12 protein-coding genes and 1 pseudogene are annotated in these 16,260 nt (G+C 66.7%); 8 read left to right on the top strand and 5 right to left on the bottom strand.

Features of this window, described 5'->3' with window-relative positions:
- Window positions 1-116 precede the first annotated feature (116 nt).
- Window positions 117-596, top strand: a complete 480-nt coding sequence (locus IPM73_08205) for a DUF488 domain-containing protein (GenBank protein ID MBK8918012.1) — start codon at window positions 117-119, stop codon at window positions 594-596.
- On the opposite strand, the gene IPM73_08200 is transcribed toward IPM73_08205, so the two are convergent.
- Both IPM73_08200 and IPM73_08195 read right to left on the bottom strand, forming a co-directional pair.
- Window positions 553-1,377 (bottom strand): hypothetical protein, encoded by an 825-nt coding sequence (locus IPM73_08200; GenBank protein MBK8918011.1) that lies wholly within the window; start codon window positions 1,375-1,377, stop codon window positions 553-555. The genes IPM73_08205 and IPM73_08200 overlap by 44 nt on opposite strands.
- Window positions 1,378-1,438: 61 nt before the next feature.
- Window positions 1,439-4,853: pseudogene (locus IPM73_08195) on the bottom strand (class I SAM-dependent DNA methyltransferase).
- A gap of 140 nt (window positions 4,854-4,993) precedes the next feature.
- Here IPM73_08195 and IPM73_08190 point away from each other — a divergent pair.
- Window positions 4,994-8,077, top strand: coding sequence for an error-prone DNA polymerase (locus IPM73_08190; protein MBK8918010.1), 3,084 nt, complete (start codon window positions 4,994-4,996; stop codon window positions 8,075-8,077).
- Window positions 8,078-8,267: 190 nt separating this feature from the next.
- On the top strand, window positions 8,268-10,049 hold the full coding sequence (locus IPM73_08185) for a DUF3365 domain-containing protein (protein ID MBK8918009.1): 1,782 nt from the start codon (window positions 8,268-8,270) through the stop codon (window positions 10,047-10,049).
- Here the strand turns inward: IPM73_08185 and IPM73_08180 are convergent.
- Window positions 10,019-10,531, bottom strand: a complete 513-nt coding sequence (locus IPM73_08180) for a hypothetical protein (GenBank protein MBK8918008.1) — start codon at window positions 10,529-10,531, stop codon at window positions 10,019-10,021. The two genes, IPM73_08185 and IPM73_08180, sit on opposite strands and share 31 nt — an antisense overlap.
- A gap of 75 nt (window positions 10,532-10,606) precedes the next feature.
- On the opposite strand from IPM73_08180, the gene IPM73_08175 reads away from it, so the two are divergent.
- Window positions 10,607-11,245, top strand: coding sequence for a DUF47 domain-containing protein (locus IPM73_08175; GenBank protein MBK8918007.1), 639 nt, complete (start codon window positions 10,607-10,609; stop codon window positions 11,243-11,245).
- 16 nt (window positions 11,246-11,261) lie between these two features.
- On the top strand, window positions 11,262-12,269 hold the full coding sequence (locus tag IPM73_08170) for an inorganic phosphate transporter (GenBank protein ID MBK8918006.1): 1,008 nt from the start codon (window positions 11,262-11,264) through the stop codon (window positions 12,267-12,269).
- Between the two features lie 181 nt (window positions 12,270-12,450).
- Here the strand turns inward: IPM73_08170 and IPM73_08165 are convergent, their stop codons facing one another.
- Window positions 12,451-12,672, bottom strand: coding sequence for a YdcH family protein (locus IPM73_08165; protein ID MBK8918005.1), 222 nt, complete (start codon window positions 12,670-12,672; stop codon window positions 12,451-12,453).
- Window positions 12,673-12,764: 92 nt separating this feature from the next.
- Between IPM73_08165 and IPM73_08160 the strand changes: the two genes are divergently transcribed.
- The 3 genes from IPM73_08160 (at window position 12,765) to htpG (ending at window position 15,645) form a co-directional block, all read left to right on the top strand.
- Complete coding sequence (locus tag IPM73_08160; GenBank protein ID MBK8918004.1) at window positions 12,765-13,085, top strand: hypothetical protein; 321 nt, start codon at window positions 12,765-12,767, stop codon at window positions 13,083-13,085.
- Window positions 13,086-13,089: 4 nt separating this feature from the next.
- Entirely contained in the window at window positions 13,090-13,647 is a 558-nt protein-coding gene (gene greB / locus IPM73_08155) for a transcription elongation factor GreB (GenBank protein ID MBK8918003.1), read from the top strand.
- An 81-nt stretch (window positions 13,648-13,728) separates the two neighbouring features.
- The gene (gene htpG / locus IPM73_08150) at window positions 13,729-15,645 is read left to right on the top strand and encodes a molecular chaperone HtpG (protein ID MBK8918002.1); all 1,917 of its coding nucleotides are present in this window, start codon (window positions 13,729-13,731) and stop codon (window positions 15,643-15,645) included.
- 151 nt (window positions 15,646-15,796) lie between these two features.
- On the opposite strand, the gene IPM73_08145 is transcribed toward htpG, so the two are convergent.
- On the bottom strand, window positions 15,797-16,198 hold the full coding sequence (locus IPM73_08145) for a hypothetical protein (GenBank protein ID MBK8918001.1): 402 nt from the start codon (window positions 16,196-16,198) through the stop codon (window positions 15,797-15,799).
- Between the last annotated feature and the right edge of the window lie 62 nt (window positions 16,199-16,260).

The raw sequence follows: 16,260 nt of genomic DNA, 5'->3' as shown, positions 1-16,260 counted from the left end.
TCGGCGCTAGCAGGGTGTCGGACTTTTTCCGGAACCGGGAAAGGGACGATGGACATTGGATAAAGGGCCGGGAGAAATTAAACTGCGAGCCTAATTCTTCCCATTTGCAAAGCTACATGTCCGCATATCTTTACACCTTCGGTTACGAAGGCCTTGATATCGCATCATTCATTGCTCGCCTGAAAACGGTGGGGATAACTGCCATCGTCGACGTTCGGGAATTGCCGCTTTCCCGCAAGAGAGGTTTTTCCAAGACTGCCTTGGGCAGTCACCTGAAAGGTGCTGGAATCGGATACTTTCATGCGCCAGCTTTGGGGTGCCCGAAGCCGATTCGCAACCGCTACCGGGAAGATGGGGACTGGCAGGCGTATACCCGTGATTTCCAAGCCTATCTGGCAACCCAGGAAGCAACTGTCCAGCAATTGTCGAAATTTGCGCGGAGTTCGACGGTTTGCCTGATCTGTTTCGAGGCGGACTTCAATTTTTGCCACCGCACCTATGTTGCACGAGCGACGATGCGTGCCGGGGGGCCGCAGGTGCAGCACATTACCGCTAAAACAGTGTTCCCTGACCAGCCTGTACGGCTAGCGGCTTAGGCGGGTAGATCACCCCGACGATCAGCCATTGCTTCGGGAAGCGGTGAATCGTTCCCATCAGGAAGATCAGGTCTTTGGTCGAGAACTCTTCAAGGTATTTTTGCCGAAATAGCGCTTGCCAGTTCGGCCTGCGATACACATTCCAGAACAAGGCGCCGGCCTCCCAGTCGACCAGTTTGTGCTTGTGCGTTGTCACCCCGCCATCCGATTCGCACTCGTAAACGTAGTGAAAATCGAAGGGTAGCTTTTTCAGCAGTTTGAGCGACTTCAACTCCGCATCCTGATCGAACAGCGACCCTTGGGTTTGGGCCTGCATCAGTTTTGCTTTTTCCTCGTCGGACCAGTCGGTCGAATCGGCTTTCGTGATCAGCAAGTCAACAATGCGTTTGGGGCGGAGCAAGCCCAAAGTGACCCCGTCGTTCTCACGGGCGGCATCCAGGTCGGGGAAGGTTTCGAAGACGGGTACCGGAGAGATCGTATGTCGCCGTTCCGCCCATTCGTTGCGCGTCGGTAGCGGTTCGCCGAGAACTTCAATCGTATCCACCGAAATGCGGTGGCTTTCGGGACGGTTATCCTCCTTGGCCTTGCGGACGCGGGCTTCTATCCATTGCCATTTCTTGAATTGTTGATCGTCGCTGACGAGACGGAAGGGAACGGGGAAGAGTCGAATCAGCTTTCCCGAGCCATCCATCCCAGCGACACAGGAAGTTTCGACATACGTCGAGCTGGGTGAGGGGTAAGTCTTGCAGAGAATCAGAACACGTCTTCGTTCGGCATGCATTGGCTCCCCCGAATGGTCTAATTGAAACGGGTGATTCTAGAATAAATGCATGGCTTCGATCTCACTCCACCCAGCCGCCGCCCGACTGCTTGGCGCGGCCGAGGGCGGCGAGCATGGAGAGGATTTCTGGGAGACGTTTTTTCCACGGGCCTTTGCCGGTAAAGCGGGCGGCCAGGGTGTGTTCGTCCTGCGGGGTAGGGGTGAGGGCGTCGGCCACGGCACGGACCTGTTCGGGCAGGCTGGGGGGCCAGGGGCGTTTGCCGTTGGCGGGGGGGGTTCTGGCGGGGGTGGAGACCCCAACCCCACCCCAACCCTCCCCTTGAAGGGGAGGGTGCCCTTCTCCTCCCCCTTCAAGGGGGAGGTTGGGAGGGGGATGGGTTGCCGTCGGATTCTGGAAGTCGGGGCGGAGCCAGCGGATGTGGCCGGTGGCTTCTTCAAGGCTGCGTTCGGCGTTGAGGGCGACGAGGCGGTCGAGCAGGGCGTCGGTGGCTGTGGGGGCGAGGTCGGACCAGCCGTAGGCGGCGAGGACGGCGGTGTCGAGTTCGTCGTGGAGCTGGTGGAGGACGGCGACGAGGCCTTGCTCGTGGATGGTTTTGTCCTTGGCGGTGAGCGGTTCGCCGCTGCGCAGTTTGGCCAGCACGTTGTACATCCCCGTCAGCGTCAGGTCGGGGTGGGCGGACTGCTGGCGCTTGCGGTGGGTGTCGAGTTGTTCGGCGAGGGCGGCGATGCGGGTTTGCTGCTCGGGGCTGGCGGCGGGGAAGGGGAATGGATCGAAGCAGCGGGTTTTGTTGTAGCGCGGGTCGTTGCCCATGCCTAGACGGCCGCCGGCAGCCAGTGCCCAGACGACATGGACTTGCGACGAGAGCACGCCGAGGGCGTAGGCGTTGGCCAGCGCGATGCAGACGAGCTTGTTGTCCGGCGCGATGGCGGCGTCGAGGAACTGGAAGGTGCGGTGCTTGGCGGTTTCGACGGTGGCGATGTAGCGGGGCTGGCCGGCGAGTGATGCGCGGAGGTCTTCGCGCAGGCGGCGGTGCAGCCACCAGTTTTCGCGCAGCTTGGGATCGCGGTTTTGGTCGCGTTCCGGTTTGACGCGTTCGAGCAGCCATTGGTAGGCCGCCGGGTAGCGGCTGCGCGCTTCGTCGGCGGTCAGGCCGTAGAGGTCGATGACCAAGACGCCACGCGGCTTGTCGGTCAGGTCGCGGCCGTTGCGGTAGGGGCGGATGCGGTCGCAGGGTTGCAGTTTGGCCGCTTCGTCGGGGGTGACGATGAAGCCGGCCCCGAACAGCATTAGGCCGCGGCTGGCTTAGGCCTTCGTTCGCCCGCAGCGCCTTGGCGCCGACGACATCGGCGCCGATGCTGAGGTCGGCGTGGATGCGGCCGGTTTTCTCGGCGAGTTCGATGTGCACGGCATCGCCCTCGGCGCCGCCTTCGGCAACGACGGTTTGCAGCGTTCCCGGCGCGTCGCCGGGCTGGCCGACGGTCATCGCGATGCGCACGGCGGCGCCGCTGGCGGCGTCGACCCACGGGTGGTCGGGGATGGCCCAGGCGAGCGCCAGCGGCGGCTGGGCGTTGAGGTGGTGTTCGAGGACGCGGCGGTTGAAGGTTTGCTTGAGGCTGTTGGTGGTGATGAAGCCGAAGCGCTGGACTTCGCCGCGGCGCGTCAGGTCGGCGGCGTGGTGCCACCAGAACATGACGAAATCGGCGGATTCGGGGACGGCCGGCCAGGCGGCGCGCAGGGCTTCGGTGTAGCCGTCGCCGAGGGCCTGGCGCATGGCGGCGGCGCCGATGAAGGGCGGATTGCCGACGATGTAGTCGGCCTGCGGCCAGGTGGCGGGGCGCGGGTTGGTGTAGCGCTCGCGCGGGATTTGGGCGGCTTCGTCGGGCACGAGTTCGCCGGTGACGGGGTGGGGTTTGGTCGTGCGGCCGTCCCAGCGGGTGAGCGGCTTGCCGGTTTCGTCGGTGGCGAAGGCGATGGCGTCGGCGGTGAGCACGGCGTCGCGGCATTCGATGTTCTTGAAGTCGCGCAGGATGGGGCTGGGCGGCAGGCCGCTGCCCTGGGTGCGGAAGTGCCATTGCAGGTAGCCGATCCAGAGGACCATTTCGGCGATGGCGGCGGCGCGCGGGTTGATTTCGAGGCCGAGGAACTGGTGCGGGTCGACGGTGAGGCCTTCGACTTCGAGGCGTTGTTGCGTGTCGCCAAGCTGGGCGAGGGTGTCGAGGACTTCGCCTTCGAGCCGCTTCATGTGTTCGAGCGTGACGTAGAGGAAGTTGCCGGAGCCGCAGGCGGGGTCGAGGACGCGGGTGGTGCACAGCTTGTGGTGCCAGGCGCGGACGAGGTCGGCGGCGTCCTTGAGCTTGCCTTCGTTGGCGAGCAGCAGGGCGGCGGCCTGGGTGTCGTGCCAGTTGGCGCGCAGCGGCTCGATGACGGTGGGCAGGACGAGGCGGTCGACGTAGGCGCGCGGGGTGTAGTGGGCGCCGAGGTCGTGGCGTTCGAGCGGGTTGAGGGCGCTTTCGAGCAGGGTGCCGAAGATGGCAGGCTCGACTTCGGCCCAGTCGGCCTTGGCGGCTTCGAGCAGGAGTTCGATCTGGTCGCGGTCGAGCGGCAGGACTTCGGGCTGCTTGAAGAGCTTGCCGTTGAAGCGCGGCAGCTGGGCGCGGATGGCGACGGAGAACTGGCCTTCGTCCATGGCTTTCCACAACTCGGCGACGAGCGGGACGAATTGCTGCGGCGCGTGTTGCAGCGTCTTGAGCAGGCCGGTGAAGGCGCCTTCGTTGTCGACTTTGGGCAGCAGGCCGACGTCTTCGGCGAACATCGAGAACAGGCAGCGCGAGAGGAAGGCGGCGACGCGCTCGGGCTGGTATTTGCCTTCGAGCGACTGGGCGACGCGGGCGAGGCGGACGGCGATTTCGCGCGTGGCGCGGGCGGTGCGGCGGGCCGGGTCGAGGCTGTGCGGGTCGTGCCAGACGGCTTTGAGGCGGGCGCGGATTTCCGGCCGGGCGAGGTCGTCGAGCCGGATGCGGTGGCTGCGCGGGTCGGGGAAGGGCGTGTAGCTGCCGCCGGTGCAGGTGAATTCGGCGTAGAGCTCGATGACGTTGCCGACATCGAGGACGACCAGGAAGGGCGGCCGGCCTTCGTCGGCGGGCAGGTGGCGGGCGTAGTTTTCGGCCTGGCCGCGGGCGCGCAGCAGGGCGTCGTCGAACTGCCGGGTTTCGGCGCCGGCGCGGATTTTCTTGGCTTCGCCGATGAAGCTGCCGCGCTTGTAGCAGTCGATGAAGCCGTTGCTGGTGCTGCCGTCACCGTGATGGAAGATGACGCGGCGCTCGAAGACGTAGGGGTTGTCGCGGGTGTCTTCGTTGGCGGGCTGGGGGCTGTCGACTTCCAGCAGGGCGCAGAGGTCGGCGATGAAGAGCTGGTAGTTGGCGCGCTCGGAGCCGCCGGCCGCCCGCCAGCGGGCAAGGAAGGTGTCGATTTGCATGATGGCGGGATTGTAGCGCGGCTGTGGCCCGGCACGGAAAGAGGGCGTGGGAGGGTTTCGCTTGCCGCAGGGAGCTTTCCTGGCTATAACTGTACGCATGAACAGTTATCGGCGGTACTGGCCGCCGGGGACGAGGGTCCATGCCGCTGCCTGCCTACGCCGAATTGCACTGCCTTTCCAATTTCAGCTTCCTGCGCGGGGCCTCGCACCCGGAGGAACTGGTGGCACGAGCCGTGGAGCAGGGGTACAGCGCCCTGGCGCTGAGCGACGAGTGTTCCCTGGCGGGCGTGGTGCGCGGCCATCGGGCGGCCCGGGCGGCGGGGCTGAAGTTCATCGTGGGCAGCGAGTTCGTCCTGGCCGATGGTTTGAAGCTGGTGCTGCTGGCCTGCAACCGGGCGGGCTACGGCAACCTTTCGGCCCTCATTACTCTGGGCCGGCGGCGGGCGGAGAAGGGCAGTTACCACCTCGTTCGGGGCGACCTGGACAGCCTCGCCCCCAGCGGCGCCGTGCCCGACTGCCTGGCCCTCTGGGTACCACCGGCGCAAGCCGCGGTGGAGGACGGCCGCTGGCTGGCGGAGCGCTTTCCCGGCCGGGCCTGGATCGCCGTCGAACTCCACGCCGGGCCGGACGACGGGGCGAAGCTGGACGCCTTGCAGGCCCTGGGTGAGGCTTGCGGCCTGCCCCGGGTGGCGGCGGGGGACGTGCATATGCACTTGCGCGCCCGGCGGCCGGTACAGGATGTGCTGACGGCGCTGCGGCTCAAGACCACGGTGTTCGAGGCGGGTTACGCCCTCTTTCCCAACGGCGAGCGGCATCTGCGCACCCGGCTGCGGCTTTCCCGGCTTTATCCGCCGGAACTGCTGGCCGAGACCCTGACCATCGCCGGGCGTTGCAGCTTTTCCCTGGACGAACTGCGCTACGAGTACCCGGAAGAGATCGTCCCCGCCGGGGAAACGCCCGCCTCCTGGCTGCGGGCCGAGACGGAGCGGGGGCTGGCCCGGCGCTACCCGGCCGGGGTGCCGGCGGCGGTGGGGGAGCGCGTCGAGTACGAGTTGGCCCTCATCGCCGAGATGGCCTACGAGGCCTATTTCCTGACTGTGTACGACATCGTCCGCTTTGCCCGGGGCCAGGGCATTCTGTGCCAGGGACGGGGGTCGGCGGCCAATTCGGCGGTGTGCTACGCCCTGGGTGTCACCGAGGTGGATCCGGCCCGCTCGCAACTGCTTTTCGAGCGCTTCATCTCCCGGGAGCGGGGGGAGCCGCCGGATATCGACGTGGATTTCGAGCACGAGCGGCGGGAGGAGGTCATCCAGTACATCTACGGCCGCTACGGGCGGGAGCGGGCGGCCCTGGCGGCGGCGCTGATCACCTACCGCAGCAAGGGCGCCCTGCGGGACGCCGGCCGCGCCCTGGGCTTCGGTATCGCCCAGATCGACGCCCTGACGGCTTCGCTGGCCTGGTGGGACAAAAGAGAGCAACTGCCGCAACGCTTCGCCGAGCAGGGCCTGGACCCCCAAGCGCCCCGGGTGGCCAAGTGGCTGGAGATCGCCGCGGCCCTGCGCGGCTTTCCCCGCCACCTGACCCAGCACGTGGGCGGCTTCGTCATCTCCCGCGGGCCGCTCTCCCGCCTGGTGCCGGTGGAGAACGCCGCCATGGCCGAGCGCAGCGTCATCCAGTGGGACAAGGACGACCTGGACGCCCTGGGCCTCATGAAGGTGGATATCCTGGCCCTGGGCATGCTCTCGGCCCTCCGCCGCACCCTGGGCCTGGTCGCCGCGCGGCGGGGCGAACCCTTCGGCCTGGCCGACATCCCGGCGGAAGACCCGGCGGTCTACGCCATGCTGGGCAAGGCCGACAGCATGGGCGTCTTCCAGGTGGAATCCCGCGCCCAGATGGCCATGCTGCCGCGCTTGAAGCCGCGCAGTTTCTACGACCTGGTGATCGAAGTCTCCCTGGTGCGGCCCGGCCCCATCCAGGGGGGCATGGTGCATCCCTACCTCAAGCGGCGCAGCGGGGAGGAGGCGGTGGAGGCGGTGTCGCCGGCGGTGGATGCGGTGCTGGAGCGCACCCTGGGCGTGCCCATCTTTCAGGAGCAGGTCATGCAACTGGCCGTGGTGGCGGCCAACTTCACCCCCGGCGAGGCCGACCAGTTGCGCCGCGCCATGGCTGCCTGGAAGCGCAAGGGCGGGCTGGAGCCCTTCGAAGAGAAGCTCCTGGCCGGCATGGCCGCCAACGGCCTTCCCGAGCGCTTCGCCCGGCGCATCATCGCCCAGATCCAGGGCTTCGGCGAATACGGCTTTCCAGAATCCCACGCGGCGAGCTTCGCCCTGCTGGTCTATGCCTCGGCCTGGCTCAAGCGCCATGAGCCGGCGGCCTTTCTGTGCGGGCTCCTCAACAGCCAGCCCATGGGCTTCTATTCCCCCTCGCAACTGGTGCAGGACGCCCGCCGCCACCGGGTGGCCGTGGGGCCGGTGGACGTGGCGGCCAGCGGCTGGGACAGCACCCTGGAGGCCGACGGCGGGGTGCGCCTGGGCCTGCGCGAGATCGTCGGCTTTGCCCGGGCGGCGGCGGAGCGCCTGGTCGCCGCCCGGGCGGCGCGGCCTTTTGCCGACGTGGGCGACCTCGCCGCCCGGGCTGGTCTCTCCCGCCGCGACCTGGATCTCCTGGCTGCCGCCGATGCCCTGGCCAGCCTCGCCGGCCACCGTCGCCAGGCGGCCTGGGCGGCAGCCGCCGCGGTGGTGCAGGGCGACCTCTTCGACGGCGTGCCGCTGCGGGCCGAGCCGGCGGCCGACCTCCCGCCGCCCAACGAGGGCGAGAACCTGGTGGCCGATTACAGGAGCCTGGGCCTGACGCTCCGCCGCCATCCCCTGGCCCTTTTGCGCGCCCAACTGGCCGAGCGTCGCTTTCTCAGCGCCGGCCAGATCCAGGCCGGCCCGGACCGCCTGCTGGCCCGGGTGGCCGGCATCGTCACCGGCCGTCAGCGCCCGGGGACGGCGAGCGGCATCGTCTTCGTCACCCTGGAGGACGAGACCGGCTACACCAATGTGGTGGTCCGCCCGGAACTGGCGGAAAAGCAGCGCCGCGAACTCCTCGGCGCCCGCCTGCTGGGGGTCTACGGCCAACTGGAGGCGAAATCCGGCGTCGTCCATCTGCTGGCCAAGCGGCTGGTGGATCTCACCCCCTGGTTGGGACGGCTGCCGACGGCGAGCCGGGATTTTCATTGATCCCCGCTGCACCGCGAGGAAGGTGCGGGATCCTTCGACGGGGCTCAGGACAGGCCCTTCGACGGGGCTCAGGACAGGCCCTTCGACACGCTCGCCCTGCGGGCTGCCCAGGGCGAACGGAATCGGGAATTTGACCGCCGGGCTGGTATGGTAGACAAAACAGCGTGGAACACACGCCAGGGAGGCACGCATGACGCGGATTCCGCAATGGATCGCCCGCCGGGTCTGGTGGTTGGGGCTCCTGGCCCTGTGGGCGGGGGCCGTGGGCCTCTCCCTGCAGGCGCATCTGGCCGATACCCGGGAGCACTCCCTGGACCTCGCCCTGGAAAGCGCGCGCAACATGTTCCGCATGGTGGTCCTGGTGCGCTCCTGGAACGCCGCCCATGGCGGGGTCTATGTGCCGGTGACCGGAGAAACCCGTCCCAACCCCTATCTGGAGCATCCCCGCCGCGATGTGACCACTGGCGACGGCCAGTCCCTCACCCTCGTGAACCCGGCTTTCATGACCCGGCAACTGGGGGAACTCGCCGAGAAGCAGGGGGGCGTGGTCTTCCACATCACCAGCCGCAAGCCCATTCGCCCCGCCAATCGGCCGGACCCCTGGGAGGACGCCGCCCTGTTGCGTTTCGAGGCGGGGGTGCCGGAAACCTGGGAGGTGGTGGGTGCCCCCGGGGAGCCGCGGCTGCTGCGCTACATGGCTCCCCTGCGGGTCACTCCCGCCTGCCTGCGCTGCCACGAGAAGCAGGGCTACCGCGAGGGGGACATCCGCGGCGGCATCAGCGTCACCCAGCCCTATGCGAAGATCGAGGCGGCGGCTGATCAGATTGCGCGGCAGGACTGGCTGACCCACGGCCTCATCTTTCTCCTGGTGGCGGCGGCGGGGTTTGGCCTGCTTGAAGTCCTGCGCCGCCGCTGGCTCCATCTCGACCACAGCATCGATCTGCTGGAGGCGGCCCGGGGTGATCTGCTCGACGCCAATCGTTCCCTGGCCGTGGCGCGCGACGGTGCCGAGGCGGCCAGCCGCGCCAAGACGAGCTTTCTCGCCAATATGGGGCACGAGCTGCGTACGCCCATGAATGCCATCACCGGCTTCGCGTACCTGCTCAAGCGGGAACTCGCCGACGGCCGGCAGCAGGCCATGGTCGAGCACATCACCGGGGCGGCGGGGAATCTGCTCGGCCTGCTGGACCGCATCCTGGAACTCGCCGCCCTGGAGGCGGGCAGTGTGGTGCCGGAACATGCCCCCTTCTCGCCACGGCAACTGGTGGAGACCGAGGCGGCGCGGGTGCGTTCCGACCTGATCGCCGCCGGCCGCGCCGACGCCTGTACCGTGGAGGTGGGGGAGGGAGTGCCCGTGAGGGCCGTGGGTGACTCTGGGCGCCTGGGCGAAATCCTGCGCCACTTCTGCAGCAATGCGGTCAAGTTCTCCAGCCGGGGCGACGTGGGGTTGCGTCTGGAGGTCGAACGGGGGGAGGGGGGCGCCGTGCTGCTCTTCGCCGTGATGGACCGGGGGATAGGCATCGCCGCCGAAGACCTGGCGGGCCTCTTCCAGCCTTTCCATCAGGTCGAAGGCCAGAGTACGCGGCGTTTCGGCGGGACCGGCGTCGGCCTGGGGCTGTGCCGCCGCCTGGCCCATCTGCTGGGGGGTGAAGTGGGCGTGGAGAGCACCCCCGGCGAGGGGAGCCGTTTCTGGCTACGGGTGCCCCTGGTAGAGGAGCGGGCCGCCGCGGAGCGTGGGGTGGCCGAAGCCTCCGATGCGTATCTGTCCGGCCTGGACGCCCTTCTGGCGGAGGACGATCCCGGCGCCGTGCGCTACTGGCGCACCCACGAGGCGGCGCTGCGGCGCAGCCTGGGTTCCAGCGCCGATGCCGTGGCCGAGGCCGTGCTGGCCTGCGATTTTGCCCTGGCGGGCGCCCGGCTGCAGGTGTTTCGGGAAGGGACTCAATCCGGCGAGGCGGGCAGCACGCCATAGATGAGGATAGGGCGCTGCAAGGCCTCGTCGTAGCCGACGGGGACGATGGCCAGGGGACGGTCTTCCGGCAGATTGCCGTGGCGCACGACCCAGGCCCGGGCCGCGCCGCGGGCTTCGGCGAAGCTGGAGAAGCCCGCGTCGAGCCGCGGGTCCCGCACCGGCAGGAAGTCGCCGCTGCGGCGGTCGAGGAGGAAGTCGGTATCCAGGCGTTGCACGCCGTAGCCGACACTGGCGCGCGGCAGGGGGAGGTCTTCCAGGCGAAAGGGGTGACCGAAGGCGTCTTCGCCATGGATCAGCGGGGGGTCGCCGTCCTGGCCCCGCAGGCTGTCCAGCAGGGCGGCGCGAACGGCCTCGCGGGCTTTGCTCCCCCGCGGACCGCCGAGTTCGGCGATGAGCGGCAGGAGCGCTTGCAGGGCGTGGTCGGCGGCGGCGTCGAGGGCCGCCGAGACGGCGGAATCGTCGATGAACAGAGGGGAACTCATCCCCGCATTTAAGCACGGGGCGGCGTGACCCCCATGCTAGAATGCGCGCCGTCACAAAACCGAAACAGGACTGTCATGTTTGGACGATTGATGCCCAAGGAAGTCAAGTACTTCGACTTTTTCAACGCCCATGCAACGCAGATCGTCCTGGGGGGGGAGGCCCTGGTGGGCCTGATCGGGGCTCTGGTGGATTCGCCCGAGAAGGCGATCAAGTTCGCCGAGGCCATCGATACCCACGAAACCGCCGCCGACCGCATCACCCATGAAACCATGGCGGCGCTGCATACCTCCTTCATCACGCCCTTCGACCGGGACGAAATCCACCAGCTCATCAGCGGCATGGACGACATCCTGGACCTGACCCAGGACGTGGCGGAGTCCATGAATCTCTACGACATCAAGCGGGTCACCCCGGAAGCGCGGCAACTGGCGGAAATTTCCCTCGAGTGCTGTCAGCGGGTGAAGGGGGCGGTGGGTCTGCTCCATTCCATGGACAACGCTGCCGCCATCCTCAAGATTTGTCACGAAATCGACCATCTGGAGTCCGACGCCGACCGCATCATGCGGGAGGCCATGTCCAAGCTCTTCCGGGAGGAGAGCGACGTGCTCCAGATCATCAAGCTGAAAGCCATCTACGAACTGCTGGAGACGGTGACGGACCGCTGCGAGGACGTCGCCAATACCATCGAGGGCATCGTCCTCGAAAATTCCTGACCCGGTCAGGCGCGGCATGGACCAGCTCCAGATCAGCTTCGGCATCGTCGTGGTGCTCGTCATCACGGCCCTGGCCTTCGATTTCATGAACGGCTTCCACGATGCGGCCAATTCCATTGCCACCATCGTGTCCACCCGTGTCCTGAAGCCGCACCAGGCGGTGCTGTGGGCGGCGGCATTCAATTTCATCGCCTTCTTCATCTTCCAGCTCAAGGTGGCGTCCACCATAGGCAAGGGCACCATAGACCCGGCCGTCGTCGATCACTACATCATCTTCGGGGCCCTCATCGGCGCCATCGCCTGGAACATCATCACCTGGTACTACGGCATTCCATCCTCCTCGTCCCACGCTCTCATCGGCGGTCTGGTGGGCGCGGCCCTGGCCAAGGTGGGGCCGGAGGCGCTCATCATGAGCGGCATCTGGAAGATCGTTGCCTTCATCTTCGTGGCACCGTTCCTGGGCTTCGTCATCGGCGGGCTGCTCATGGTCATCGTGTCGTGGTTATGCCGCAGAACCGCGCCGCGCAGGGTGGACAAGACTTTCCGCCGCTTTCAGCTGCTTTCGGCGGCGGCCTACAGCCTCGGCCACGGCGGCAACGACGCCCAAAAGACCGTGGGGATCATCTGGATGCTGCTCATCGCGGCGGGTATCACCAAGACCGGCGAGGCCGTGCCCAACTGGGTGGTGTTCTCCTGTTACGCCGCCATGGGCTTCGGGACGATGTTCGGCGGCTGGCGCATCGTCAAGACCATGGGCAACCGCATTACCAAACTGAATCAGGCGCGCGGTTTCTGCGCCAATTCGGGCGGGGCGATTACGCTCTTCCTGGCGACGAGCCTGGGAATTCCGGTGTCGACGACCCATACCATCACCGGCGCCATCGCCGGCGTGGGCTCCACCCGCGGGGCCAAGCGGGTGCGCTGGGGCGTCGCGGGGGGCATCGTCTGGGCCTGGCTGCTGACCATTCCGTGCAGTGCCGCCATCGCGGCCATGGGCTGGTACGTCGGGACGCTGGTGCTCTGAAGCTGCTCGCTTACCTTGCGCTCCTGGCGGCCCTGGGGGTGATGGTGGTGAATTTCCCCATTTTGTGGGAACTGGCAATCGCCGGTGCCATCGGCGGGGCCTACTGGTGTTTCTTCCGCCAGGCCCCGGGAGGCGAAACCCGGAGATGAGCCCGGGCCGGGGCGCCTCCCTTCTCGGCCCGTCAGGCCGGGATGTCCGGGACCAGCAGGGCTTCGAGCTGGAGGATGCGGTCCTTGAGCAGCAGCTTGCGCTTTTTCATGCGGCGGATCAGGAGTTCGTCCGCCGGCGGGTCCGACTCCAGATGGGCGATCACCAGGTCGAGATCGCGGTGTTCCATCAGCATTTCATGGAGCTTCGCCTGAATGTCGGCGATTTCTTCTTCGCAAGGGGGGATGTTGGCCATCGAACTCACCGTTAGTGCAGACGGCCCACGGCCGTGACCGGATTGAAAACAGGCCCTAGAATAACCCGACAAGTGGAAATTCAGGAGGTGACATGCAGACCCAGGTCATTGTCAGTTTCGGCAAGGGCGCCGAGTTCGAATACCGCATCGATCGCCAGGAACTCGCCGGGCGCAGTTCCGAGGAAGCGCGCAAGTGGCTGGATCGGGAGTTCGCGGCGCTGGAGTGCGAAGTGAGCACCCCGACCGGCAAGGTGCTCGTCATCGACCGTATCCTCAGCGTCGCCCGGGACTCCGGGGCAGACCGCTTCCGCCAGGACGGGGCCTGGGCCGGGCAGTTTGTGCGCCAGACGGCCGCGGTGCTGGGGCGCGAACTGATTCGCATCGACGTTGCGGCCTACACCATCGGATACTGATTTCTTGAACAAGGCTTTTGTCCGCGAGGACTCCGCTGAGGACGACGACGAATCCCCGCAGGCGCCGCCGATTCCGGCCGGTACCCGCAATTACATCACGCCGGCCGGACACGCCCGCCTGAAGACGGAACTCGAACACCTGGTCAAGCGCGAGCGGCCCCATGTGGTCGAGGTGGTGGCCTGGGCCGCCTCCAACGGCGACCGGTCGGAAAACGGCGACTATATCTACGGCAAGCGGCGCCTGCGGGAAATCGACCGCCGCATCCGCTTTCTCACCAAGCGTCTCGAAGTCGCCGAAGTGGTCGATCCCCTGGCGCGCAGCGCCACGGACCAGGTTTTCTTCGGTGCCACGGTAACCCTGTGCGACAGGGAGGGGGCGGAGAACACCTATGCCATCGTCGGCATCGACGAAGCCGACGCCTCCCGGGGGCGCATCAGCTGGATTTCGCCGCTGGCACGAGCAATCCTCAAGGCGCGCGAAGGGGAAACGGTGCGCTTTCAAAGCCCCGTCGGCCTGCGGGAAATCGACATCGTCGCAGTGCGTTACGCGGCCCTGGATTGACTCCCCCTGCGGGGCTCTTGAAATCTGCGGCGACGCCCCCATCTCCCGTTCCACCCTTTGCCATCCACGGGAGACACCACCATGACCGAAACCGCCACCGCGGCCCAGAATCGCGAAACCCTCGGCTTCCAGGCCGAGGTCAAGCAGTTGCTGCATCTGATGATCCATTCCTTGTACAGCAACAAGGAAATCTTTCTGCGGGAGCTCGTCTCCAACGCCTCCGACGCCTGTGACAAGCTGCGTTTCGAGGCCCTGAACAACAGTGCCCTCTACGGCGACGACTCCGAGCTCAAGATCCGCATCGCCTTCGACAAGGCGGCCCGCACCGTCACCATTTCCGACAACGGCATCGGCCTTTCCCGGGAGGAGGCCATCGCCCACCTGGGCACCATCGCCAAGTCCGGCACGCGGGAATTCTTCTCGGCGCTGACCGGCGACCAGGCCAAGGACGCCCACCTCATTGGCCAGTTCGGCGTCGGTTTCTATTCTTCCTTCATCGTCGCCGACAAGGTGACGGTGATTTCCCGCCGCGCCGGCCTCCCGGCCGACCAGGCGGTACGGTGGGAATCGGGCGGCGAGGGGGACTACACCGTCGAGGCGGTGGAGAAGGCCGGCCGCGGCACCGACGTCATCCTGCACCTGCGCGAGGGCGAGGATGACTTCCTCGGCGGCTGGAAGCTGAAGTCCATCGTGCGCAAGTACTCCGACCACATCACCCTGCCCATCCTCATGAAGAAGGAGGAGTGGAAGGACGGCGAGCAGGTCGAGACCGACGAGGACGAGACGGTCAACCAGGCCAACGCCCTGTGGGCGAGAGCCAAGAGTGACATCAGCGAGGAGCAGTACAAGGAGTTCTACAAGCACGTCGCCCACGACTTCGAGGACCCGCTCACCTGGAGCCACGCCCGCGTGGAAGGCAAGCAGGAATACACCCAGCTCCTCTACATCCCCGCCCGCGCGCCCTTCGACCTGTGGGACCGCAATGCCCGCCACGGCATCAAGCTCTACGTGCGCCGCGTCTTCATCATGGACGACGCCGAGCAACTGATGCCCCTCTACCTGCGCTTCGTGCGCGGGGTGGTGGATTCCGCCGACCTGCCCCTCAACGTCTCCCGCGAGATCCTGCAGCAGAGCAAGGACATCGACGGCATCCGCAACGGCTGCACGCGCAAGGTGTTGTCCATGCTGGAAGACCTGGCCGAGAACGATGCGGAGAAGTACGCCAAGTTCTGGGAAGCTTTCGGCGCCGTGCTCAAGGAAGGTGTCGGCGAGGACCACGCCAACAAGGAGAAGATCGCCGGCCTGCTGCGCTTCGCTTCCACCAACGGCGACACGCCGGCCCAGATCGTTTCCCTCAAGGACTATATCGGCCGCATGAAGGAAGGCCAGGAGAAGATCTACTACGTCACCGCCGACAGCTTCAACGCCGCCAAGAACAGCCCGCACCTGGAAATCTTCAGGAAGAAGGGCATCGAGGTGCTGTTGCTCTCCGACCGCGTGGACGAATGGGTGGTCGGCCACCTCACCGAGTTCGACGGCAAGCCCCTGCAATCGGTGGCCAAGGGCGGCCTGGACCTGGGCAAGCTGGAGGACGAGGCCGAGAAGCAGGAAGCCGAAAAGGCCGCCGACGCGTACAAGGAACTCATCGACAAGGTGAAGGGCGCCCTGGGCGACAAGGTGAAGGATGTGCGCGTCACCCACCGCCTCACCGATTCGCCGTCCTGCATCGTTTCCGACGAACACGACCCCTCCGGCAACCTGGCCCGGCTCCTGAAAGCCGCCGGCCAGAAGGCGCCGGACGTGAAGCCCATCCTGGAAATCAATCCCAACCATCCGGCAGTGCAGCGTTTGAAGTACGAGGAATCCCGCTTCGCCGACTGGGCCGAGCTGCTGCTGGAGCAGGCCACCCTGGCCGAAGGCGGCCAACTGGACGACCCGGCGGGCTTCGTGAAGCGCATCAACGACCTGATGCTGGCGCTGTCCATCGCCGGGAAGTAAGTCCCGACCTGCAAATGGAAACGCCGCCGGGCAATCCGGCGGCGTTTCCTATTTGCACTGCCGCAACATTCCTGAGCCCTTCGACAAAGCGCAGGTCAGGCCCGTCGAAGCCCGTGCCCAACCGTCCTTCGACAGGCTCGGGGCACAGCGCCTATTTGGCCTGCGCAGCGCCACCCATGCACCGCCGGCGTTCGGGTCCGACCTTGCCCTTGCACGCCTCGCGGGCCTGCTGCATGGTTTCGCAGCGCTGCGGGTTGGGGGCCTTGGCGCAGTCGGGCGCCGGCCTGTGGTCCTGCATGCAGGCGTGGCGCTCAGGGCCGGCCTTGTCCTTGCAAGCCTCCAGGGCCTGGGTGCGGGCTTCCTGACGGGCTTTGCAGCGTTCCGGGGACGGAGCGCGGCTACAGTCCCGGGGGGCGGTCTTGGCAGCGGCCGGTGGGCCGGAGGCTCCCGGCCCCTGCATTCCCCCCATTCCGGGGCCGGGCTGGGCGAGGGCGGAACCGAGCAAGAGGCTGGTCAGCAGGGCGGTACAGCAGAGTTTGCGAGTGGTTTTCATGATGGCTCCCTTGGGTGGGTTGAAAGTTCACACCCATTCTAGAAAGCGGTTTTGCCGCGCGC

This window comes from Betaproteobacteria bacterium, assembly GCA_016720065.1.
GTDB lineage: Bacteria > Pseudomonadota > Gammaproteobacteria > Burkholderiales > Rhodocyclaceae > SSSZ01.
This window is presented reverse-complemented; position numbering and strand designations above follow the sequence as displayed.